The sequence below is a fragment of the Pseudomonas orientalis genome (assembly GCF_002934065.1).
Classification (GTDB): domain Bacteria; phylum Pseudomonadota; class Gammaproteobacteria; order Pseudomonadales; family Pseudomonadaceae; genus Aquipseudomonas; species Aquipseudomonas orientalis_A.
Window position 1 is genome coordinate 1,703,180 of sequence record NZ_CP018049.1, and the last position, 22,191, is coordinate 1,725,370.

Below are 22,191 nucleotides of genomic sequence, written 5' to 3' on the forward strand. Positions count from 1 at the left end.
CTGGGCCGGGTTTGAAAGAGCATCGGCGTTTCAGCCTTGCTGCGCAGGCTTGACCAGGCGCTGTTCCAGTTCGCTGCACGCTTGCTGGATCATTTCTTCGGTAATCTGCACTTCGCGGCCCTTGGCATCGATGTACGAGCAAGGCAGCGCCTGCGGTTGGCGGATCACTTCAATCTTGGCATTGCTGCTGTTCTGCAAGGTCATGGCCTGTCTCCTCATCAGGTTGTGTACCTACTTTAATTCCCCCGCGTGACCGAGCTGTTACAACTCCATACACGTTCACCGGTTCGGACACCCAGTCCACCAGAAACCGGCACATATTTCCAGATCAGTCTTAGACCGATAGCCTCTAGCGGCCTCTATCGGCGGGCATAATTAACCTGACTCATTGTTATTTGCGCAAGTTCCCCCAATGTTGAGGGTTAGACTCCGTCAGTGGTGAAGCCCGTATGTTCTCAACCCGTCAACGCCGCGCGATCCGCCTGGCCAGCCGCTTCATCGCGCCCTACCGCTGGCAGGCGCTGGGCGCCCTGTTGGCGCTGATCGTCACCGCCGGTATTACCTTGTCCATGGGGCAAGGCATTCGCCTGCTGGTCGACCAGGGTTTCATGACCCAGTCACCGCACCTGCTCAACCAGTCCATCGGCCTGTTCATGCTGCTGGTGCTGGGCCTGGCGGTGGGCACGTTCACGCGCTTCTACCTGGTGTCGTGGATCGGCGAGCGCGTAGTGGCGGACATTCGCCGGCAAGTGTTCAACCACCTGATCTACCTGCATCCCGGTTTCTACGAGAACAACCGCAGCTCGGAAATCCAGTCACGCCTGACCACCGACACCACCTTGCTGCAATCGGTGATCGGCTCATCACTGTCGTTGTTCCTGCGCAATGCCTTGATGGTCATTGGCGGTATCGTGCTGCTGTTCATCACCAACCCCAAGCTCACCAGCATTGTTATGGTGGCGTTGCCGCTGGTGCTGGCGCCGATCCTCATCTTCGGCCGGCGCGTGCGCAGCCTTTCGCGACTGAGCCAGGATCGCATCGCTGATGTCGGCAGCTACGTGGCCGAGACCCTGGGCCAGATCAAGACCGTGCAGGCCTATAACCATCAGGTGCAGGACGAACAGCGTTTCGCCCTGACCGTGGAAGAGGCGTTCACCACGGCGCGCAAACGCATCCTGCAGCGGTCCTGGCTGATTACCCTGGTGATCATGCTGGTGCTCGGTGCCGTGGGCGTGATGTTGTGGGTCGGCGGCATGGACGTGATCAGCGGGCGCATCTCCGGCGGTGAGCTGGCGGCGTTCGTGTTCTACAGCCTGATCGTCGGCAGCGCCGTCGGCACCTTGAGCGAAGTGCTTGGCGAATTGCAGCGAGCTGCCGGTGCGGCAGAGCGAATTGGTGAGCTGTTGCAGTCGAGCAACGACATCCAGGCGCCGGCCAGCGGCAGCGTACGCTTGCCGGAGCGTGTCAGCGGGCGCATGACGCTTGAGGACCTGCGCTTTTCCTACCCGTCGCGGCCAGACAGCTACGCCATCGATGGCCTGAACCTGACCATCAACCCCGGCGAAACCCTCGCGCTGGTGGGTCCTTCCGGCGCGGGCAAATCGACGCTCTTTGACCTGTTGCTGCGCTTCTACGACCCCCAGCAAGGCCGCATCCTGCTCGAAGGCAGGCCGCTGACCGAACTCGACCCGCTGGACCTGCGCCGCCACTTTGCCCTGGTCTCCCAGAGCCCGGCGCTGTTTTTTGGCAGCATCGAAGACAACCTCCGCTACGGTAACCCCACCGCCACCCGCGAACAGGTCGAGGCCGCTGCGCGTATCGCCCATGCCCATGACTTCATCCTGCAAATGCCCGACGGCTACCAGACCCACCTGGGCGACGGTGGCCTGGGCCTCTCCGGTGGTCAGCGGCAACGCCTGGCCATCGCCCGTGCCTTGCTGGTGGATGCACCCATCCTGCTGCTCGACGAAGCCACCAGCGCCCTCGATGCGCAGAGCGAACACCTGATCCAGCAAGCCTTGCCGCAATTGATGCGGGGCCGTACCACCCTGGTGATCGCGCATCGCCTGGCCACGGTGAAAAACGCCGACCGGATAGCGGTGATGGACCAGGGCAAACTGGTGGCCGTGGGCACGCATCAACAGTTGATTGCGAGCAATCCGCTGTATGCGCGGTTGGCGGCGTTGCAGTTCAGTGCAGATCACTAGCGCGCCAATAGCATGTGGGAGGGGGCTTGCCCCCGATAGCGGTGGGTCAGCAACGAAACTGCTGACTGACATTCTGCTATCGGGGCATAGGTATCTACACAAATTTGGTGCGACACCGCACCTGTGGCGAGGGAGCTGGCTCCCGTGGCGGCCCTGCAGCCTATAGGTATCTTACTGGTGCTCCACAATCCAAATGTGGGAGGGGGCTTGCCCCCGATGGCGGTCTCTAGGCTGGCCGGGATGTTGGATCAGACCGGGTACATATCCGTTTCTGCGGTAACGGCTACTTAGGGTTCCGCTTTTACAGCGGCTCACTTTTGAAAAGCCGGAATGCCGGCCCAGTCAAAAGTAAGCAAAACGCTCTTGCCCCACCACTCGGCACCTCGCTTGGGCTCGGTGTGCCCGAACGCAGGCTTGAATCCGTGGGCCGCCGCAATGGGCCATCCATGGCCCAGTGCGGCTGACCCGGCGTCCTGCGGGGTTGCTCACGGATTCAAGCCTGCGTTCGGCCAGCGTGGTTTAACGGGGCGCCTAAGATCAAAAGCAGATCAAGAGCTGCTCGCTTCGCATCGTGGTTACGGTTGAGCGCTACAGCGTTGTGTAGATACCTATGGCTATCGGGGGCAAGCCCCCTCCCACATCAGGTATTCGGCAGATTCAGTGCCTTATTGGTCGTCGAAGTACCGTTCATGCCAATCCACCAGAGGCTGCGGCGAATTGAGCTTCTGCCCGTAGATCACCGAATAAGACAGCACGTTCTGCACATACTGGCGGGTTTCGTCGAACGGGATGCTTTCCACCCACACGTCGAAACTCAGGTGATCGGCACCGCGCAGCCATTGACGCACGCGGCCGGGGCCGGCGTTGTAGGCGGCGGAAGCGAGCACACGGTTGCCGTTGAACTGGCTGTGCACCTGGCTCAGGTAGGCGGCGCCGAGCTGGATGTTTTTGTCCGGGTCCAGTACCTGGGCCGGGGAGGCCAGGGGAATGCTGAACTTGCGCGCGGTTTCCTTGGCGGTACCGGGCATCAGTTGCATCAGGCCGCTGGCGCCGACACCGGAGCGGGCGTCATCCATGAAGGCGCTTTCCTGCCGGGTGATCGCGAACACCCAGCTCGAATGCAGGCCGCGCACCTTGGCCTCGCGCACCAGGGTGTCGCGGTGGGCCATCGGGAAGCGGATGTCCAGGTCGTCCCAATATTGCGCCTGGCTGATCGTGCGGATCGCCGGGAAGTACCACTTCATGTCGTAGGCCAGCTTCGCCTGCGCGACCATTTCATCACGGTTGAAGTGGCGGCTGACGTGGTACCACTCGCGGCGGCCATCGACGATCTGGCCACGGGCATAGAACTCCAGGGCACGGCGCACGCCTGGGGTATTGCGCACTTTATTGACCAGCGCCTGGCTCATCACCAGCGGCTTGTTGTTCAACTGGTAAGGGGTCTTGGAGCGGTCGGCGGCGAGGAAACCGTAGAAGTCGCGTTCCTTGGCCACGTTTTTATACAGCACCAGCGCCTGCGGGTTTTTCGGTTCGGCCAGCTCCAGGCTACGCGCCTGCCAGTAGCGCCAGCGGTTGGTGGTGGCCAGGTCCTGGGGCAGCTTGCGGGTCAGTTGGTAGGCATCTTCCCAGCGCGCCAGGCGCAGCAGCAGGCGCAGGCGCCATTCCGAGACGGTGTTGTCACGCAACTCCGGGTCGTATTGGGTCATGACGTCCAACGCACGAGGGTCGTAGCGACGGGCGAGGGTCAGGCCGATTTCCCGGGCAATCGAGACTTTTTCGTCACGGGAGAAGTGCATGCTGCTGGCGTAGCCGTCCAGCAGGGCCATGGCCTTGTCCGGGTCCTGGCGGGCCAGTCGGCGCAGGCCCAGGCCCACGGCGTCGGACATGGCCTCGGTGGCCGGCAGGAAGCGCGACGGGTCGCCGAGCATGTCGGGTTTTTGCGCCACGTCGATCATCAGGCGGCCCTGGGCGCCGAGCGTCGGCAGGGTTTTCACCAGGCTGTTGGCCAGTGCGTAGTTGCGTGCTTCGGCGGCCAGCTTGGTGCGGTCCCAGATTTTCTGTTCGGTCAACTGACCGTCAGAGGCCCACTGGCCAAAGGTCACATCGCAGGCGGCCGGCTGGGATTTGCCGGTCATCCACAACTTCTCGGCGGTCTTGTATCCTTCGGCCTTGAGGTTGTGGGTCAGTTGGTACTGGCCGTGCAGGCAGTCCAGCTCGACGAAATTGAGCTTGGTGTCGTAGTACTTTTCAAAGGTCTGCCAGTCACCCCGTTCGGCCAGCCAGCGCAACCAGCGCAGCTTCATCCAGTTGGCCTGGGGCAGGTCGCCGTTTTTGGCGAGGAACTGTTCGATTTCCTGGTTGCTCGCGGTTTTAAGGCGTGCAGTCAGTTCGTCATACGCCAGGTACGGCGTCAGCGGGTAGTCGGCCAGGGCCTGGCTGTATTGCATGTAGGGGCCGCTGTCGCCCTTGGCGAGGGCGCGCTTGGCTTCATCGTAATATTGACGTTGGGTGGTGAGGTCCACGGCCTGGGCAGATTGAACGGCGGTGGTGGAAAGAAGCAGACAGGATAAAAAGTTGAAAAGGCGACTGCGCATGAGACGTCCGTGCAGAGAAATCACGACTAGCACCGGCATCGCCGACACTGATTGCCCCTAGCTTAGCCTTTTGCCAGCGACCGGCGAAAGCTTTGCCGGCCGGTTGGTTCAAGTTCGCGGCAAATGTCCTGCAGAACGTGTCGGCAGCGAAAATGCAGGCCGCATCCCACCCTCAACTCAGGTAGAATGCGCGCCCAGTTTTTGGAGAAGCGTATGACCCTGCTCAAATTCAGCGATGTGTCCCTTGCTTTCGGCGCTATGCCGTTGTTGGACAAGGTGTCCTGGCAGATCGCCCGTGGTGAGCGGGTGTGCATCATCGGCCGCAACGGCACCGGCAAGTCGAGCATGATGAAGCTGGTAAAAGGCGACCAGAAGCCCGATGAGGGCTCTGTCTGGCGCGCTCCGGGCCTCAAGATTGGCGAATTGCCGCAGGAATTGCCGGTAGCCGACGAGCGGACAGTGTTCGACGTGGTCGCCGAAGGCCTGGACGGCGTTGGCGAATTGCTTGCGCAATACCATCACCTGGCGCAGAACTGCGTCACCGAAGCCGACCTGGACAAGCTGATGCATGTCCAGCAAGACCTCGAAGCCCGCGATGGCTGGCGCTTGCAGCAACTGGTCGACAGCACCCTGAGCCGCCTGCAACTGCCGGCCGACAAGACCCTGGCCCAGTTGTCCGGCGGCTGGCGTCGTCGCGTGCTGCTGGCCCAGGCCCTGGTGTCCGAGCCGGATCTGTTGCTGCTCGACGAACCGACCAACCACCTGGATATCGGCGCGATCGCCTGGCTGGAAGAAGCCCTCAAGGATTTCCAGGGCGCCGTGCTGTTCATCACGCACGACCGTTCCTTCCTGCAAAACCTGGCCACCCGCATCCTCGAACTGGACCGCGGCGGCCTGATCGACTGGAACGGCGACTACGCCAGCTTCCTGGTGCATAAGGAAGCCGCACTCTCGGCTGAAGAAACCGCCAACGCCCTGTTTGACAAGAAACTGGCCCAGGAAGAAGTCTGGATCCGCCAGGGCATCAAGGCGCGTCGCACCCGTAACGAAGGCCGCGTGCGTGCGTTGAAAGCACTGCGGGTGGAGCGCAGCGAACGTCGCGAGCGCACCGGCAAGGCCAATATCCAGCTCGACACGGCCGACAAGTCGGGCAAGCAAGTGATGGTGCTGGAAAACGTCAGCTTCCATCACCCGGAAGGGCCGTTCCTGATCAAGGACTTCTCCATGGTCCTGGCGCGCGGCGACCGTATCGGCCTGCTGGGCGCCAACGGCACCGGCAAGACCACCTTGCTCAAGCTGATGCTCGGCGGTCTGCAGCCGACCAGCGGCACGGTGGAAGAGGGCACGCGTATCGACGTCGCCTACTTCGATCAGTTGCGCCACCAGTTGGACCTGGAGAAAACCGTCATCGACAACGTCGCCGAAGGTCGCGACTTTATCGACATCGACGGCCAGAGCCGCCACGTGCTCAGCTACCTGGGCGACTTCCTGTTCAGCCCGCAACGTGCGCGTACCCCGGTGAAAGCCTTGTCCGGTGGCGAGCGCGCGCGCCTGCTGCTGGCCAAGCTGTTCAGCAAGCCGGCGAACCTGCTGGTACTCGACGAACCGACCAACGACCTCGACGTGGAAACCCTCGAGTTGCTCGAAGAAGTGCTGTTGACCTTCAACGGCACCGTATTGATGGTCAGCCACGACCGGGCATTCCTCGACAACGTGGTCACCAGCACCCTGGTCTTCGAAGGCGAGGGCAAGGTGCGCGAGTATGTCGGTGGTTATCAGGACTGGCTGCGCCAGGGCGGTTCGCCGCGCCTTTTGGGCGTGACCGAAAGCAAGTCCGGCAAGGCCGACCTGACCTCTGCGGTCGTCGCGCCCGTGGCCGCCGCCGCTCCGGCACCGGAAGCTGCGCCTTCGGCCAAGAAAAAGCTCAGCTACAAGCTGCAGCGCGAGCTGGAAGCCTTGCCGGGTGAGATCGACGCCAAGGAACAGCAGATTGCCGCAGTAGAGGCAGAGATGGCTGACGCCGGTTTCTACCAGCGCCCGGCGGCGGAAACCACCAAGGTCATCGCCACCCTGGAGACGTTGAACCAGGAGTTGGAAGCGCTGGTTGAGCGTTGGGCCGAGTTGGATGCCTGAGTGATCGGCCCGCAATGAAAAAGCCCGGCGCTGTTCTATGAGCGCCGGGCTTTTTCATATGAAATGCGGTTCAAGTGTGGGAGGGGGCTTGCCCCCGATAGCGGTGTATCAGTCACCAGATGCATCAACTGACAGAATGCTATCGGGGGCAAGCCCCCTCCCACATTGGATCTACGACGTTCTTACGTATTTTTTACCAGCTTCACCGCCAGCACATCGCACGGCGCGCCGTGCAGTACATCATTGGCAGTAGAACCCAGCAACAACGCCAAACCGTGACGACCATGGCTACCCACCACGATCAAGTCGCAAGCCTTTTCCTTGGCCAAGTGATGGATTTCCTGGCGCGGTTGGCCGTATGTCAGGTGGCAGTCTTCCTTTTTCAGGTGCGGGTATTTGAGAATCAAACGATCCAGGCGCTCCTTGGCCTGGTCAAATTGTTGTTGCTGCAACTGAGAAAGATCCATCGGCACGTCACCGCCAAAGGCCATGGCCATGGGCTCGACGATATGCACCAACGACAGTATGGCGCCATTGGCCAATGCAGATTCCTGCGCGCGCTTGATCACTGGATCGCACTCTTCGGTCAGGTCGACAGCGACCAGAATATGTGTGTAAGGCATGGGGCGTTCCTCCAGGGGAGACTGCAATAAGTTCAGTATGGCTGCTTTCAAGCGCAAGCGGTTGCGTCAGGTCAAATCCGCTCATCTAGAAATTGGGGAGTACACATATGACGGTCTGGATAGTGGTGTCAATCCTTGTTGTGGTGCTGAGCCCTCTGGCATGGCTGCGTCCCTCGCGCCATCAGAGCGGGCGCATGGCCCTGCGTATGGAGGCGCGCCGCATCGGGCTGGCCATGCAACTGGCGCCCCAGGAATGGCCGCACTGGCTCAAGCAAGAGCCGCCGAGCCCTTGCGCGCAGTACTGCCGGCCACGACGCGGCAGCGCGCCGGCCATCTGGAGTTACTGGCAGTGGGAGCCGGGGGTGTGGGTCAACCAATGGCGCGAGGTGTGCGTGGACGAGAAGTTGTTGCCGTATTTTTCAACGCTGCCGGCCAACGTCTATAAGGTCGAGGCGGACAAGCAGATGATCGCCTTGTACTGGGGCGAGAAGGGCGATGCGAGCGTGTTGAAGGATATTGATGCACTGCTCAAAGCCCTGGCCTGACATAACCCACTCACTGTAGGAGCGAGCTTGCTCGCGAAAAAACCGAGAGCGCCGCGTTATAGCTCAGTTAGCTGCGTTATGGTGGCGATTTTCGCGAGCAAGCTCGCTCCTACAGAAAAACCGGAAGACCGCGCAATAAAAAGCCCGACTCATCATCGGGCTGGAGTTGGCCAGGCAGGCCGGTAAATCCTCAAGTTGCGGTTAGCCTAGCCGTCTATCCCTTTCTGTACAGGCTTTTCCCCTATCTTTCCTATTATTGATCCTGTGAATAGTTAAATATTGACGGGTTGCTACCCTGCGCTTCGGGTTCTGAACTGACTGGAAAGTCGCGTTTTTCCTAGTCTTTGGAGCGATTGACAATTGCCCGGAATTGGATGAAGGTGGCGTACCCAAATCAAACGGGCGTATGAATTGAGCGTTTGTCCTACAGACAGCTCTGACATAACCCCGACTATCGCACTGGCGGGTGTGCCTGGCGGATTGGCGTGAGCATTGATGCAGGTGTCAATGTCCAACCAGAGGCCAGCGTCCGGTGTGTACTGTTCAGCTTCCATATCGTGGAGATCAGTTGATGATTTACGAAGGTAAAGCCATCACGGTTAAGGCTCTTGAAAGTGGCATCGTCGAATTGAAATTCGACCTCAAGGGTGAGTCCGTCAACAAGTTCAACCGTCTAACCCTGAACGAACTGCGTCAGGCCGTAGACACCATCAAAGCAGATGCTTCGGTCAAGGGCGTGATCGTCTCCAGCGGCAAGGACGTGTTTATCGTCGGCGCTGACATCACCGAATTCGTCGACAACTTCAAGCTGCCCGATGCCGAGCTGGTGGCTGGCAACCTTGAAGCCAACAAGATTTTCAGCGATTTCGAAGACCTCAACGTACCCACCGTGGCTGCGATCAACGGTATCGCCCTGGGCGGCGGCCTGGAAATGTGCCTGACGGCGGACTTCCGCGTCATGTCGGCCACTGCCAAAATCGGCCTGCCTGAAGTCAAGTTGGGTATCTACCCGGGCTTTGGCGGTACCGTGCGCCTGCCGCGCATCATCGGTGCCGACAACGCCATTGAATGGATTGCCGCCGGCAAGGAAAACCGTGCTGAAGACGCGCTGAAAGTCGGTGCCGTCGATGCTGTGGTTGCCCCGGACAAACTGGCCGAAGCCGCGCTGAACCTGATCAAGGGCGCCATCAGCGGCGAATTTGACTACAAGGCCAAGCGTCAGCCGAAGCTGGAAAAACTCAAGCTCAACGCCATCGAACAAATGATGTCGTTCGAAACCGCCAAGGGTTTCGTGGCTGGCCAGGCCGGCCCGAACTACCCGGCGCCGGTTGAAGCGATCAAGACCATCCAGAAAGCCGCGAACTTCGGTCGCGACAAGGCGCTGGAAATCGAAGCTGCCGGTTTCGTCAAACTCGCCAAGACCTCTGCTGCGCAGAGCTTGATCGGCCTGTTCCTGAACGATCAGGAGCTGAAGAAAAAGGCCAAGGCCTACGACGAAATCGCCCGCGACGTGAAACAGGCCGCCGTACTCGGCGCCGGTATCATGGGCGGCGGCATCGCTTACCAGTCGGCGTCCAAAGGCACGCCGATCCTGATGAAAGACATCAACGAGCACGGTATCGAGCAGGGCCTGGCGGAAGCCGCCAAGCTGCTGGTAGGCCGCGTTGATAAAGGTCGCATGACCGCTGCGAAAATGGCTGAAGTGCTTAACGGCATTCGTCCTACGCTGTCCTACGGCGATTTCGGCCACGTCGACCTGGTGGTCGAAGCGGTTGTCGAGAATCCGAAGGTCAAGCAGGCGGTATTGGCTGAAGTCGAGGCCCAGGTCAAAGACGACACCATCCTGGCCTCCAACACCTCGACCATTTCCATCTCGCTGCTGGCTCAGGCCCTCAAGCGCCCGGAAAACTTCGTCGGCATGCACTTCTTCAATCCGGTGCACATGATGCCGCTGGTGGAAGTGATCCGTGGCGAGAAGTCCAGTGAACAGGCGGTGGCCACCACCGTTGCCTACGCCAAGAAAATGGGCAAGAACCCGATCGTGGTCAACGACTGCCCGGGCTTTTTGGTCAACCGTGTGCTGTTCCCGTACTTCGGCGGTTTCGCCAAGCTGGTCAGCGCCGGTGTGGACTTCGTGCGCATCGACAAGGTCATGGAGAAATTCGGCTGGCCCATGGGCCCGGCGTACCTGATGGACGTGGTCGGTATCGACACCGGCCACCATGGTCGCGACGTCATGGCTGAAGGTTTCCCGGACCGCATGAAAGACGACCGTCGTTCGGCGATCGATGCGCTGTACGAGGCCAAGCGCCTGGGTCAGAAGAACGGCAAGGGTTTCTACGCCTACGAGGCCGACAAGAAGGGCAAGCAGAAGAAAGTGGCCGACCCGTCGGTGCACGAAGTGCTGGCCCCGGTCATCTACGAACAGCGTGAGGTGTCGGACGAAGACATCATCAACTGGATGATGATCGCTCTGTGCCTGGAAACCGTACGTTGCCTGGAAGACGGCATCGTCGAGACCGCCGCCGAGGCCGATATGGGCCTGGTGTACGGTATTGGTTTCCCTCCATTCCGTGGTGGTGCGCTGCGTTACATCGACTCGATCGGTGTGGCCGAGTTCGTTGCCCTGGCTGACAAATACGCTGATTTGGGCCCGCTGTACCACCCGACCGCGAAGCTGCGTGAGATGGCCAAGAACGGCCAGAGCTTCTTCGGTTAAGCGCCCAATCGACTAGAGCGAGAATATTTATGAGCTTGAATCCAAGAGACGTCGTGATTGTCGACTTCGGTCGCACGCCGATGGGCCGCTCCAAGGGCGGCATGCACCGCAACACCCGCGCCGAAGACATGTCGGCGCACCTGATCAGCAAGCTGCTGGAACGCAACGTCAAGGTTGACCCGAACGAGGTCGAAGACGTGATCTGGGGCTGCGTCAACCAGACCCTGGAGCAGGGTTGGAACATCGCTCGCATGGCGTCGTTGATGACCCAGATCCCGCACACCGCGGCCGGCCAGACCGTGAGCCGCCTGTGCGGTTCGTCGATGAGCGCGCTGCACACTGCTGCGCAAGCGATCATGACCGGCAATGGCGATGTGTTCGTGGTTGGCGGCGTGGAGCACATGGGCCACGTCAGCATGATGCACGGCGTCGATCCTAATCCGCACATGTCGCTGTACGCGGCAAAAGCCTCGGGCATGATGGGCCTTACCGCGGAAATGCTCGGCAAAATGCACGGCATCACCCGTGAAGCCCAGGACGCGTTCGGCCTGCGTTCCCACCAACTCGCCCACAAGGCGACCGTGGAAGGCAAGTTCAAGGATGAAATCATCCCGATGAACGGCTATGACGAGAACGGTTTCCTGAAATTGTTCGACTACGACGAGACCATCCGTCCGGACACCACCCTGGAAAGCCTGGCGGCGCTCAAGCCGGCTTTCAACCCCAAGGGCGGCACCGTTACAGCCGGTACGTCGTCGCAGATCACCGATGGCGCTTCGTGCATGATCGTGATGTCGGCCCAGCGTGCCCAGGACCTGGGCATCCAGCCGCTGGCGGTGATTCGTTCGATGGCCGTAGCGGGTGTGGACCCGGCGATCATGGGCTATGGTCCAGTACCGGCCACGCAAAAAGCCTTGAAGCGCGCAGGCCTGACCATCTCCGATATCGACTTCTTCGAGCTCAACGAAGCCTTCGCCGCACAGGCCCTGCCAGTGCTGAAAGATCTGAAAGTACTCGACAAGATGAATGAGAAGGTTAACCTGCACGGCGGTGCGATTGCCCTGGGCCACCCATTCGGTTGCTCCGGTGCCCGCATCTCCGGCACATTGCTTAACGTGATGAAGCAAAATGGCGGCAACCTTGGGGTTGCAACCATGTGCATTGGTCTCGGCCAAGGCATTTCCACCGTCTTCGAACGCGTTTAATCGTTCGCTTGACGGAAGCCGGGGCCCAGTGCCCCGGTTTTTGTTTTTTGGAATTTTTAATATTTTTTTTCAACAAATTTTGTACGAGGGCCAGAGCATGAAAGTCGAACCAGGGCTCTACCAACATTACAAAGGGCCGCAGTACCGCGTTTTCAGCGTGGCACGGCACTCCGAAACCGAAGAAGAAGTGGTGTTTTACCAAGCACTGTATGGCGAATACGGCTTTTGGGTGCGTCCCTTGAGTATGTTCCTGGAGACCGTCGAAGTTGACGGCGAGCAGGTCCCGCGCTTTGCTTTGGTCCAGGCCGAACCCAGTCTTTTTTCAGGGCAATAACGGCAGGTCGCGCAGAATGCTGCGCTTGACCTCATCTTGTTGCCACTATATATAGCGTTGCCGCGACAGGCGCCAACTGCCTTTCACTTCTCGAATTCAGGAATTTTCCGATCCATGGGCAAATCGCTGGTCATTGTGGAATCCCCGGCTAAGGCCAAGACCATCAACAAGTACTTGGGCAACGAGTACGTGGTGAAGTCGAGTATCGGCCATATCCGAGACCTGCCCACCAGCGGTTCGGCTAGCGCCAGCAAGGAGCCAGCCGCCAAGCGCGGCAAGGCGGCCGCGGGCGAAGGTCCGGTGCTCACCCCTAAAGAGAAAGCGCGCAAGCAGCTGGTCTCACGCATGGGTGTTGACCCGGACCATGGCTGGAAGGCCAAGTACGAAATCCTTCCGGGCAAGGAAAAGGTCATCGAAGAGCTGCGCCGGCTCGCCAAAGATGCCGACACTATCTATCTCGCAACGGACTTGGACCGCGAAGGGGAGGCTATTGCCTGGCACCTGCGGGAAGCCATCGGCGGTGACGACAGCCGCTACAAGCGCGTGGTGTTCAACGAAATCACCAAGAAAGCCATCCAGGAAGCCTTCTCCAAGCCGGGCGAGCTGGACATTGACCGTGTCAACGCCCAACAGGCCCGGCGTTTCCTCGACCGCGTGGTGGGCTACATGGTGTCGCCGCTGCTGTGGGCGAAAATCGCCCGTGGCCTGTCGGCCGGCCGTGTGCAGTCGGTTGCGGTCAAGCTGGTGGTGGAGCGTGAGCGCGAAATTCGTGCGTTCAACCCCGAAGAATACTGGGAAGTCCACGCTGACCTCGGCACTGCCAAGGGCAACAACGTGCGCTTTGAAGTGGCCCGCGAGAACGGCGAGGCGTTCAAGCCGCTGAACGAAGCCCAGGCCATGGCTGCACTGGAGAAGCTCAAAGCCTCCAGCTACAGCATCGTCAAGCGTGAAGACAAACCGACCAGCAGCAAGCCGTCGGCGCCGTTCATCACCTCCACCCTGCAACAGGCCGCGAGCAACCGCCTGGGCTTTGGTGTGAAGAAGACCATGATGATGGCCCAGCGTCTGTACGAAGCGGGCTACATCACATACATGCGTACCGACTCGACCAACCTGTCGCAAGACGCGGTGGCGATGGCGCGTACTTATATCGAAAGCGAATTCGGCAAGAAGTACCTGCCGGAGAAGCCCAACGTCTACAGCAGCAAGGAAGGCGCCCAGGAGGCTCACGAAGCGATTCGTCCTTCCGACGCCAACACCGAGCCGAGCAAGCTCAGCGGCATGGAGCGCGACGCTGAACGCCTCTACGAGCTGATCTGGCGCCAGTTCCTGGCCTGCCAGATGCTGCCGGCGCAATACTTGTCCACCACGGTCAGCGTGGGGGCGGGCGACTTTGAGCTGCGTGCCAAGGGCCGCATCCTCAAGTTCGACGGTTATACCCGCGTAATGCCGCAAATCGCCAAGCCAGGCGACGACGATGTACTGCCGGATATGGCGCAGGGCGATACGTTGAAGCTGATCAAGCTTGATCCGTCGCAGCACTTCACCAAGCCGCCGGCGCGCTATTCGGAAGCCAGCCTGGTCAAGGAGATGGAGAAACGCGGTATCGGTCGTCCTTCGACCTATGCGGCGATCATCTCCACGATTCAGGACCGTGGCTACGTGGCGCTGCACAACCGCCGCTTCTATTCGGAAAAGATGGGCGATATCGTCACCGAGCGTCTGTCCGAGAGCTTCTCCAACCTGATGGACTACGGCTTCACCGCCGGCATGGAAGAGAACCTCGACGACGTGGCCCAGGGCGAACGCGACTGGAAAAACGTGCTGGACGAGTTCTACGGCGACTTCAAGAAGAAACTCGAGGTGGCCGAGAGCCCCGAGAGTGGCATGCGCGCCAACCAGCCGGTCATGACCGACATTCCGTGCCTCACCTGCGGCCGGCCGATGCAGATTCGTACGGCATCCACCGGCGTGTTCCTGGGGTGCTCGGGCTACAGCCTGCCGCCGAAAGAGCGCTGCAAGGCCACCGTCAACCTGGTGCCGGGCGATGAAATCGCCGCGGACGACGAGGGCGAATCCGAGTCGCTGGTACTGCGTGGCAAGCACCGTTGCCCGATCTGCAGCACCGCGATGGATGCCTATCTGCTGGATGAAAAGCACAAGCTGCACATCTGCGGTAACAACCCGGATTGCAACGGCTACGAGATCGAAGAGGGCACCTACCGCATCAAGGGCTACGAAGGTCCGAGCCTGGAGTGCGACAAGTGCGGCAGCGAGATGCAGCTCAAGACCGGGCGTTTCGGCAAGTTCTTCGGTTGCACCAACCCGACCTGCAAGAACACCCGCAAACTGCTGAAAAGCGGTGATGCGGCGCCGCCGAAGATGGACCCGGTGAAGATGCCCGAGCTCAAGTGCGAGAAGGTCAACGACACCTATATCCTGCGCGACGGTGCTTCGGGCCTGTTCCTGGCCGCCAGCCAGTTCCCGAAAAACCGCGAGACCCGCGCACCGCTGGTGCTGGAGATCGTGCCTCACAAGGACGAGATTGATCCCAAGTACCACTTCCTGTGTGAAGCGCCGAAGAAGGACCCGGATGGTCGCCCAGCCGTGATCCGCTACAGCCGCAAGACCAAGGAGCAGTACGTGCAGACCGAGGTTGACGGCAAGCCTACCGGCTGGAAAGCGTTCTACGACGGTGGCAAGTGGAAGGTCGAGGACAAGCGCCAGGGCGCTTGATCCATCGGATGCTCTGAGGAGCCAATGTGGGAGGGGGCTTGCCCCCGATAGCGATATATCAGTCGATATCTATGTGACTGACACACCGCCATCGGGGGCAAGCCCCCTCCCACATTTGGATCTGCCTGGTTCTTAAGAGTGGAGGTTTGATCTGCCTGAGCGGCCGTTTATTGCACTTGCAGTAGTCTTGGCTGATCCGTGACACTGTTCAGCCAGCATCACGCCTAATTCGTTGTGGAGATTGCCGTCATGGCCAACGAACTCTATACCCGTACCAATCAGAAAATTTACTTTGCGGGTTTGTCCCTGGAAGCCCTTGGCCGTGCCGAAGTGGGGAAGGAGATGAATGCCATTGCGCTGGTCCAGGCGGGGCGTGAAGCCGCTTTGTTTCACCTGTACGGCGCCTTGCTGGGTCTATGCCATGAAATCGCCGGGTTCTACCGTCTGCCCCAGGCAGGTTCGCCCCGTGCTGAAATGATCATGACCCGCGAAGTGTTGGAAACCATGGCTATCCCGGAATTGGCCGAACTGGTGGAAATGGCCCAGAGCCCTGACAGCTGGGTAGCACGCCTGCTCAAGGCACATGCCGACATGTTCCAGCCGCCCCGCGTTCCCCATGTACCCAAGGGGGATGTGACGCAGCCATTGATCGTGGCGGTTGCATTGGAGGCGGATGAACCCAAGCCCTTGAGCCGCGAAGAGCTGGAAAGCTGGCGCCAGGCGCTGAAAAAGCTGGCATTGCGCTTTCGCGAAGGCCTGTCCGAGTGCTGAGCGGGCAAGCCTGCACGCGACAACACTGATATAATCCCGCGCTTTCGTGGAGAACAGACTTTTATGCCAACGTCCTTTCTGGAAATTGTTGAACTGCCTGACGGCCGAATCGAGCTGCGCCGGGCTGAGGACGAAGGTTCTCTGGTTACCCTGGACTTCTCCGAAGACGCAAAAGCGTTCCTGCAAGGCCAGCATGTGGAAGTGGCTAAAGCGATGTTGAGCGTTGGGGTGCAAATGGCCGGTCGCCTGGCTGAAGGCGAGCCGGAAAAGGACGATGGTCCAAGGGTTCTTCACTGAGCCCGTTGTAACCCGCTCATCCCTTATCCCAGTCGAATATTCAAACTCTGCGCATCACCTGTGTGTGCGGCACTGATCAACTGCTGTTTGGCCGTTGCGTTCAACGGGTTCAACCAGCTCACCACGGTATGGCTACGGCCCAGGCGCAAGGCTTCACACGTCAATTGTTGAGCACTTTGTGCGCCCCGTGGCTGCAGCAACAGAATCCTTTCCCGATTGAGGCCGGCATCCCGTAGCCAGGCCTGGGTCAGGCTGGCGGGCGGCGCGATCAAGGTCAACCAGCGCGCGTCCTGCTCCTCACTGAGCTCGCGAAGGATCGGCGCCAGCAGGCTCAAGCAGCTCCCGGCAGCACCACGCAACGACAATTCACTGAATACCTCGGGTTCGCAGCTCCAGGGCGCTTCGACCGTTTCCTTGAGGATGGGCGCAAGGGGTTGAGCCATGAAGGCCTCGAACAGCGACAGTTGTGTGTGTTGTGGGGTGTGCACGAGCTGCATGATGTCTCCTTTAGCGGCGAATGACGCCGACACTCAAGCCTTCGATCACCAGGTCCTGGTCTTTGAGGTTCACTTCAATGGGCGCGAACTCCGGGTTCTCGGCCATAAGCCAGACCTTGCTGCCTTCACGCTTGAAGCGTTTGACGGTGACTTCATCGCCGATCCGGGCCACGACGATCTGGCCATTGCGGGCTTCACGGGTGGTGTGAACGGCCAGCAGGTCGCCGTCGAAAATGCCCACGTCCTTCATACTCATGCCATGCACACGGAGCAGGTAGTCGGCGCGAGGATGGAAGAAGGTCGGGTTGATGTTGCAGGATTCCTCGACGTGCTGTTGCGCCAGGATCGGCGCACCGGCGGCCACCCGGCCAATGATCGGCAGTGTCGATTCGTCGGCCTTGGCTTCGAAGCCAGGGATGCGAATACCGCGTGAAGCCCCCGGGGTCATCTCGATCGCGCCTTTGCGAGCGAGGGCCTTGAGGTGTTCTTCAGCGGCGTTGGGAGACTTGAAACCCAGTTCCAGCGCAATTTCGGCGCGTGTCGGTGGATAACCGTTGTCATCAAGGCAGCGCTTGATAAAAGCCAGAATCTCAGCTTGGCGTGGCGTCAGTTTTAGCATGTTGATCGCTCTGTCTTTTTATACAGTGACTGGGATTATATACAGTGAATCGCGCTTGGCAATCATCCTTTTATGCGGCTCCGCTGGACGGTCATTCATCAGCTGCGCCGGGAGGCGAAGACAGCGCTGCCTACAGACGATGGAGGATGTGATTAAATAGCGACGAAACAGGTGACTGCCCGGCCGGAAAACGGGCGCGCAGGCTTGACAAGACATACCCTGAAACGTATGTTTCAAACAAGTGTTTGTCAGGCGGAGTAGCCATGGCCCAGTCGGAAACCGTTGAACGCATTCTCGATGCTGCCGAGCAGTTGTTCGCGGAAAAAGGATTTGCTGAAACTTCATTGCGGCTGATCACCAGCAAGGCTGGGGTCAACCTGGCCGCCGTGAATTATCATTTCGGCTCAAAAAAGGCCCTGATCCAGGCGGTGTTCTCGCGCTTTCTGGGGCCGTTCTGCGCCAGCCTCGACCGTGAACTCGAACGTCGCCAGGCTAAAGCCGACAACAAGCCCAGCCTGGAAGAGCTGCTGGAAATCCTAGTTGAGCAAGCGCTGGTGGTTCAACCACGCAGCGGCAATGACCTGTCGATCTTCATGCGTCTGCTGGGCCTGGCGTTCAGCCAGAGCCAGGGCCACTTGCGACGTTACCTGGAAGACATGTACGGCAAGGTGTTTCGCCGCTATATGTTGCTGGTCAATGAAGCGGCCCCGCGTATCCCGCCCATCGAACTGTTCTGGCGCGTGCACTTCATGCTCGGCGCCGCCGCCTTCAGCATGTCCGGGATCAAGGCATTGCGCGCGATTGCCGAGACCGATTTCGGCGTCAATACCTCCATCGAGCAGGTGATGCGCCTGATGGTGCCGTTCCTCGCCGCAGGCATGCGCGCCGAAACCGGCGTGACCGATCAGGCCATGGCCGTGGCCCAATTGCGTCCGCGCAGTAAATCCACGCCGGCCCTCGCCAAGGTTTGACCGCTGCGGGTGTGCGTGGCCGCTTGCATCCGCTAAGCTAGCCGCCATGCCGATTTCAGCTCTTTACGCGCAACCCGTTGTGCTTACCGTACCTGGTAGGAATGACGGGTTGTGCGCGTTATTTAAGGAAGGTTTATGACTGCTGCCCTGCAAGGTTCTTTGATGGTCGACGTTGCCGGTACCTGGCTGACGGCCGAGGATCGCCATCTGTTGCGCCAACCTGAAGTGGGCGGCTTGATCATTTTTGCGCGCAATATCGAGCATCCGCGCCAGGTCCGCGAGTTGAGCGCGGCGATCCGTGCGGTGCGCCCGGACCTGCTGCTGGCAGTCGACCAGGAAGGCGGACGCGTACAGCGCCTGCGCCAGGGCTTCGTGCGCCTGCCGGCCATGCGCGCGCTGGCGGATAACCCCAACGCCGAGCACCTGGCCGAACAGTGTGGCTGGGTCATGGCCACCGAAGTGCTGGCCGTGGGCCTCGACCTGAGTTTCGCCCCCGTGCTGGACCTTGATTACCAGCGCAGCGCCGTGGTCGGCACCCGCTCGTTCGAAGGCGATCCCGAGCGTGCCGCCGTGCTCGCCGGTGCCTTTATCCGTGGCATGAACAGCGCCGGCATGGCGGCCACCGGCAAGCACTTTCCCGGTCATGGCTGGGCCGAGGCCGATTCCCACGTCGCGATTCCCAATGACGAGCGCAGCCTGGAACAGATTCGCGCCAATGACCTGGTGCCGTTTGCGCGCCTGAGCAAGCAATTGGCCGCCGTGATGCCGGCGCATGTGATCTACCCGCAAGTGGACAGCCAGCCGGCCGGTTTCTCACGCCGCTGGTTGCAGGACATCCTGCGCGGCGAGTTGCAGTTCGACGGGATGATCTTCAGTGATGACCTGTCCATGGCGGGCGCCCATGTGGTGGGCGATGCGGCGAGTCGAATCGAGGCGGCACTGACGGCGGGTTGTGACATGGGGCTGGTGTGCAATGACCGTGCGGCTGCCGAACTGGCGCTGAGCGCGGCGCAGCGGATGAAGGTCACGCCGTCGGCGCGGATTGCGCGTATGCGTGGGCAGGCGGTTGCATCGACAGACTACAAGCAGGATCCACATTGGTTGACAGCGCTTACCGCGTTGCGGGATGCGCAGTTGATCGACTGAAGACGGCGTCGCGCCTATCGGGGGCAAGCCCCCTCCCACATTTGAATGTATTCGCAATTCAATGTGTGGGAGGGGGCTTGCCCCCGATGGCGATCCAACAGTCAGCGCTTTTCCTGCTTATTGGGCAACGGCGCAAACAGCGCCTCGATATCCTCATTACCCAACTGCCAGTCCCCAGTCGTACGCCCATCCAGCACACCCGCCGCCAGGTCGGACTTCTCCTTCTGCAAGTGCTGGATTTTCTCCTCCACCGTGCCCCGGGCAATCATTTTGTACACGAACACCGGCTTCTCTTGGCCGATGCGATACGCGCGGTCGGTGGCCTGGTTTTCGGTGGCGGGGTTCCACCACGGGTCGTAGTGGATCACGGTGTCGGCTTCGGTCAGGTTCAGGCCGACGCCGCCCGCTTTGAGGCTGATCAGGAAAATCTGCAGCTTGCCGCTTTGGAAGTCTTTCACCGGTGTGCGCCGATCACGGGTCTGGCCGGTCAGCAAGGCGTAGGCGATGTCGCGTTTCTTCAGTTCGACCTCAATCAAGCTCAGCATTGAGGTGAACTGCGAGAACAGCAGAATCCGCCGCCCCTCGGCAAACAATTCCTCAAGCATCTGCATCAGGCTGTCGAGCTTGCCCGAGCTGCTGCCACGGGCGGGCAGGGTGGCGTCGTTGACCAGGCGCAAATCGCAGCACACCTGGCGCAATTTAAGCAGTGCCTCAAGGATGATGATCTGGCTGCGCGCCACGCCCTTGCGGGTAATCTCATCGCGGACTTTTTTATCCATGGCCAGGCGCATGGTTTCGTACACGTCGCGCTGTGCTTCATTAAGATCGACCCAGTGGATGATCTCGGTCTTGGGCGGCAGTTCCGTCGCCACCTGCTCCTTGGTGCGGCGCAGCAGGAACGGCTTGATCCGACCGTTGAGGTGCTGCAGTCGCACTTCACTGGCGCGTTTTTCAATCGGCACGCGGTAATCGCGGTTGAAGCTTTTTACGTCGCCCAACCAGCCCGGCAGCAGGAAGTGGAACAGCGACCACAGTTCGCCCAGGTGGTTTTCCAGCGGCGTACCGCTCAGGCACAGGCGTTGCCGTGCATTGAGCTCACGGGCTGCCTGAGCCGCCTTGCTGGTGGGATTCTTGATGTATTGGGCTTCATCGAGAATAAGCACGTGCAAGGGCAGGGCGGCGAGTTGTTCAATGTCCTTGGGCAGGAGGGCGTAAGTGGTGAGCAGCAGGTCGTAGTCCTGCAGGTTGGCGAAATGCTTCTTGCGCCCGGCACCGTACAGCGCCTGCACCCTCAGTTGCGGGGTGAAATGCGCGGCTTCATCGAGCCAGTTGGGGATCAGGCTGGTGGGCATGACGACCATGCACGGCCTGTCCAAGCGCCCGGCGGCTTTCTCGGTAAGAATATGCGCCAGGGTTTGCAGGGTTTTACCCAGGCCCATGTCATCCGCAAGGATTCCACCCACCTCCAATTGGCGCAGCGACTGCATCCAGCTCAGGCCCTCCAGCTGGTAAGGGCGCAAGGTTGCGTTCAAGCCTTCGGGCGCCACGCAGGTGAAATCCTTGATGTCGCGCAGACGCTGGGCAAAGTTGCGGATCTTCTCGCCGCCTTCCCATTGCAGCGGCAGGTCTTCCAGCGGGTTCAGGCGGATCGCGTCGGCCTTGGCCAGGCGCAGCGTGGTGGTGCCGGCTTCCTGCAAGTAGAACTCGCCGAGGGTCGCCAGCACCGGTTTCAAGCGCCCATAAGGCAGCGCCACCTGCAGCGGACCGTGGCCGTTGGGCAGGCCGGGAATATTCACCAGGATGAGTTCATCATCGCGACGTCGGGCGAGTTTTTCCGGATTGAGGATTTCGGTGTGGGAGCGCATCAAGTTGAGCAGGATCGGCAGCAGGCTCAGCCGTTCGCCGTTGACGATAATCCCCAGCTCCAGGTCGAACCAGTCACGCTCGGGGGCTTCATCGACGCTGGCGTACCAGTCGTCCACGGGGCTCAGGTCGAAACCGAAGTCTTCATCGATCTGCAGCTCCCAGCCCTCGGCCCGCAGCGCGGGGGATGCGTTGAGGGTGAAATTCAACCAGGCGCTGTCATTGACCATCTCGAACAGTTCGCCGGCGCTCTCCGGCAGGGCCTTGCTCTGGCGCGTGGCGATCTTGAAGCCGAGCAGGCGCAGTTGTTCGCGATACGGTTGTTCCAGCTCCGGATGGCGCTTGATGCGCAGGCTCTGGGTTTCCTGGCGCACGATGATGTCGGCGTTCTTCTGTCCGCTGACGTAATTGCCCAGGTAGTTTAACGACAGCGCCGCGCGATGCTGGATGTAACGCTGCATCTTGCCATTGCGCGGCTCGAACGCGCTGAACTCCACGCTGGCCAGCCACAGGCGCGGCACGGGGCGCACATCTTCCATGACCACCTGCGGCAGCACCACGCGGTTGTCGAGGACCGCCTGGAGTTTGCCCAGCAGCTCGGCATCCTGGGCCGCCGCCGGGTAGGCCAGGGTTTCCTGGACCTTGAGCAGCACCGCCGCGATGTGTTTGCAGTTGGTGTGCACCGGGCAGGTACAGCGGCTGTCCACCAGGATCAGCATGCCCTTGGCCGATTCGCGCAACGAGATGGTTTGCCGGTACACGTTGCCGCCCGAACCCTCGCAACTGGCGGTGATGGTGCTGTCGCCGGACTCGACGATGCGCACCCGATTCTCCAGCGCATAACGGCGCCCGCGCTCCAGGCTTTGCTCTTTGAAGCGATTGGCCCATGACGGGGCCAGGGGTTTGGTCAGCGATGGCGTCAGGGGCATGG

At 60.5% G+C, this 22,191-nt stretch carries 17 protein-coding genes; 11 read left to right on the forward strand and 6 right to left on the reverse strand.

Features of this window, described 5'->3' with window-relative positions:
• Nucleotides 1-30: 30 nt before the first annotated feature.
• Nucleotides 31-204: a PA1571 family protein gene (locus BOP93_RS27590; protein ID WP_163001695.1), complete on the reverse strand. Its 174-nt coding sequence runs from the start codon at nt 202-204 to the stop codon at nt 31-33.
• A 245-nt stretch (nt 205-449) separates the two neighbouring features.
• On the opposite strand from BOP93_RS27590, the gene BOP93_RS07680 reads away from it, so the two are divergent.
• Entirely contained in the window at nt 450-2,207 is a 1,758-nt protein-coding gene (locus BOP93_RS07680; RefSeq protein ID WP_104502142.1) for an ABC transporter transmembrane domain-containing protein, read from the forward strand.
• A 665-nt stretch (nt 2,208-2,872) separates the two neighbouring features.
• On the opposite strand, the gene BOP93_RS07690 is transcribed toward BOP93_RS07680, so the two are convergent.
• A complete protein-coding gene (locus tag BOP93_RS07690) occupies nt 2,873-4,801 on the reverse strand; it encodes a transglycosylase SLT domain-containing protein (protein ID WP_065932330.1) in 1,929 nt (642 codons plus the stop codon).
• 213 nt (nt 4,802-5,014) lie between these two features.
• On the opposite strand from BOP93_RS07690, the gene BOP93_RS07695 reads away from it, so the two are divergent.
• On the forward strand, nt 5,015-6,934 hold the full coding sequence (locus BOP93_RS07695; RefSeq protein WP_104502143.1) for an ATP-binding cassette domain-containing protein: 1,920 nt from the start codon (nt 5,015-5,017) through the stop codon (nt 6,932-6,934).
• A 182-nt stretch (nt 6,935-7,116) separates the two neighbouring features.
• Here the strand turns inward: BOP93_RS07695 and BOP93_RS07700 are convergent, their stop codons facing one another.
• Nucleotides 7,117-7,557: a universal stress protein gene (locus tag BOP93_RS07700; protein ID WP_104502144.1), complete on the reverse strand. Its 441-nt coding sequence runs from the start codon at nt 7,555-7,557 to the stop codon at nt 7,117-7,119.
• 107 nt (nt 7,558-7,664) lie between these two features.
• On the opposite strand from BOP93_RS07700, the gene BOP93_RS07705 reads away from it, so the two are divergent.
• From BOP93_RS07705 to BOP93_RS07735, 7 genes are all read left to right on the forward strand, one after another.
• A complete protein-coding gene (locus BOP93_RS07705; RefSeq protein ID WP_104502145.1) occupies nt 7,665-8,102 on the forward strand; it encodes a hypothetical protein in 438 nt (145 codons plus the stop codon).
• A gap of 571 nt (nt 8,103-8,673) precedes the next feature.
• Nucleotides 8,674-10,821, forward strand: a complete 2,148-nt coding sequence (gene fadB, locus BOP93_RS07710; protein ID WP_104502146.1) for a fatty acid oxidation complex subunit alpha FadB — start codon at nt 8,674-8,676, stop codon at nt 10,819-10,821.
• A 29-nt stretch (nt 10,822-10,850) separates the two neighbouring features.
• The gene (fadA, locus tag BOP93_RS07715) at nt 10,851-12,026 is read left to right on the forward strand and encodes an acetyl-CoA C-acyltransferase FadA (RefSeq protein WP_024074080.1); all 1,176 of its coding nucleotides are present in this window, start codon (nt 10,851-10,853) and stop codon (nt 12,024-12,026) included.
• A gap of 97 nt (nt 12,027-12,123) precedes the next feature.
• Complete coding sequence (locus tag BOP93_RS07720) at nt 12,124-12,360, forward strand: DUF1653 domain-containing protein (RefSeq protein ID WP_065886336.1); 237 nt, start codon at nt 12,124-12,126, stop codon at nt 12,358-12,360.
• Between the two features lie 114 nt (nt 12,361-12,474).
• On the forward strand, nt 12,475-15,096 hold the full coding sequence (topA, locus tag BOP93_RS07725) for a type I DNA topoisomerase (protein WP_104502147.1): 2,622 nt from the start codon (nt 12,475-12,477) through the stop codon (nt 15,094-15,096).
• Between the two features lie 249 nt (nt 15,097-15,345).
• On the forward strand, nt 15,346-15,867 hold the full coding sequence (locus tag BOP93_RS07730; RefSeq protein WP_104502148.1) for a DUF6586 family protein: 522 nt from the start codon (nt 15,346-15,348) through the stop codon (nt 15,865-15,867).
• Nucleotides 15,868-15,930: 63 nt separating this feature from the next.
• Entirely contained in the window at nt 15,931-16,164 is a 234-nt protein-coding gene (locus BOP93_RS07735) for a hypothetical protein (protein ID WP_026136850.1), read from the forward strand.
• A gap of 23 nt (nt 16,165-16,187) precedes the next feature.
• On the opposite strand, the gene sulA is transcribed toward BOP93_RS07735, so the two are convergent.
• Nucleotides 16,188-16,661, reverse strand: a complete 474-nt coding sequence (sulA, locus tag BOP93_RS07740; protein WP_065886339.1) for an SOS-induced cell division inhibitor SulA — start codon at nt 16,659-16,661, stop codon at nt 16,188-16,190.
• A gap of 10 nt (nt 16,662-16,671) precedes the next feature.
• Nucleotides 16,672-17,280, reverse strand: coding sequence for a transcriptional repressor LexA (lexA, locus tag BOP93_RS07745; RefSeq protein ID WP_017137423.1), 609 nt, complete (start codon nt 17,278-17,280; stop codon nt 16,672-16,674).
• Between the two features lie 263 nt (nt 17,281-17,543).
• Between lexA and BOP93_RS07750 the strand changes: the two genes are divergently transcribed.
• Together BOP93_RS07750 and nagZ are read left to right on the forward strand one after the other, a co-directional pair.
• Nucleotides 17,544-18,251: a TetR/AcrR family transcriptional regulator gene (locus tag BOP93_RS07750; RefSeq protein WP_065886340.1), complete on the forward strand. Its 708-nt coding sequence runs from the start codon at nt 17,544-17,546 to the stop codon at nt 18,249-18,251.
• A 135-nt stretch (nt 18,252-18,386) separates the two neighbouring features.
• Nucleotides 18,387-19,397: a beta-N-acetylhexosaminidase gene (gene nagZ / locus BOP93_RS07755; RefSeq protein ID WP_104502149.1), complete on the forward strand. Its 1,011-nt coding sequence runs from the start codon at nt 18,387-18,389 to the stop codon at nt 19,395-19,397.
• Nucleotides 19,398-19,498: 101 nt separating this feature from the next.
• Here the strand turns inward: nagZ and BOP93_RS07760 are convergent, their stop codons facing one another.
• Entirely contained in the window at nt 19,499-22,189 is a 2,691-nt protein-coding gene (locus BOP93_RS07760; RefSeq protein WP_104502150.1) for a DEAD/DEAH box helicase, read from the reverse strand.
• Nucleotides 22,190-22,191: the final 2 nt, after the last annotated feature.

Bases quoted from the DNA above. Each gene is read 5' to 3' on its own strand.
- nagZ (WP_104502149.1), top strand. From the start codon at position 18,387: ATGACTGCTGCCCTGCAAGGTTCTTTGATGGTCGACGTTGCCGGTACC.
- fadA (WP_024074080.1), top strand. From the start codon at position 10,851: ATGAGCTTGAATCCAAGAGACGTCGTGATTGTCGACTTCGGTCGCACG.
- BOP93_RS07750 (WP_065886340.1), top strand. From the start codon at position 17,544: ATGGCCCAGTCGGAAACCGTTGAACGCATTCTCGATGCTGCCGAGCAG.
- BOP93_RS07720 (WP_065886336.1), top strand. From the start codon at position 12,124: ATGAAAGTCGAACCAGGGCTCTACCAACATTACAAAGGGCCGCAGTAC.
- topA (WP_104502147.1), top strand. From the start codon at position 12,475: ATGGGCAAATCGCTGGTCATTGTGGAATCCCCGGCTAAGGCCAAGACC.
- BOP93_RS07705 (WP_104502145.1), top strand. From the start codon at position 7,665: ATGACGGTCTGGATAGTGGTGTCAATCCTTGTTGTGGTGCTGAGCCCT.
- BOP93_RS07700 (WP_104502144.1), bottom strand. From the start codon at position 7,557: ATGCCTTACACACATATTCTGGTCGCTGTCGACCTGACCGAAGAGTGC.
- lexA (WP_017137423.1), bottom strand. From the start codon at position 17,280: ATGCTAAAACTGACGCCACGCCAAGCTGAGATTCTGGCTTTTATCAAG.
- BOP93_RS07690 (WP_065932330.1), bottom strand. From the start codon at position 4,801: ATGCGCAGTCGCCTTTTCAACTTTTTATCCTGTCTGCTTCTTTCCACC.
- BOP93_RS07760 (WP_104502150.1), bottom strand. From the start codon at position 22,189: ATGCCCCTGACGCCATCGCTGACCAAACCCCTGGCCCCGTCATGGGCC.
- BOP93_RS07735 (WP_026136850.1), top strand. From the start codon at position 15,931: ATGCCAACGTCCTTTCTGGAAATTGTTGAACTGCCTGACGGCCGAATC.
- BOP93_RS07730 (WP_104502148.1), top strand. From the start codon at position 15,346: ATGGCCAACGAACTCTATACCCGTACCAATCAGAAAATTTACTTTGCG.
- BOP93_RS07680 (WP_104502142.1), top strand. From the start codon at position 450: ATGTTCTCAACCCGTCAACGCCGCGCGATCCGCCTGGCCAGCCGCTTC.
- BOP93_RS27590 (WP_163001695.1), bottom strand. From the start codon at position 204: ATGACCTTGCAGAACAGCAGCAATGCCAAGATTGAAGTGATCCGCCAA.
- fadB (WP_104502146.1), top strand. From the start codon at position 8,674: ATGATTTACGAAGGTAAAGCCATCACGGTTAAGGCTCTTGAAAGTGGC.
- sulA (WP_065886339.1), bottom strand. From the start codon at position 16,661: ATGCAGCTCGTGCACACCCCACAACACACACAACTGTCGCTGTTCGAG.
- BOP93_RS07695 (WP_104502143.1), top strand. From the start codon at position 5,015: ATGACCCTGCTCAAATTCAGCGATGTGTCCCTTGCTTTCGGCGCTATG.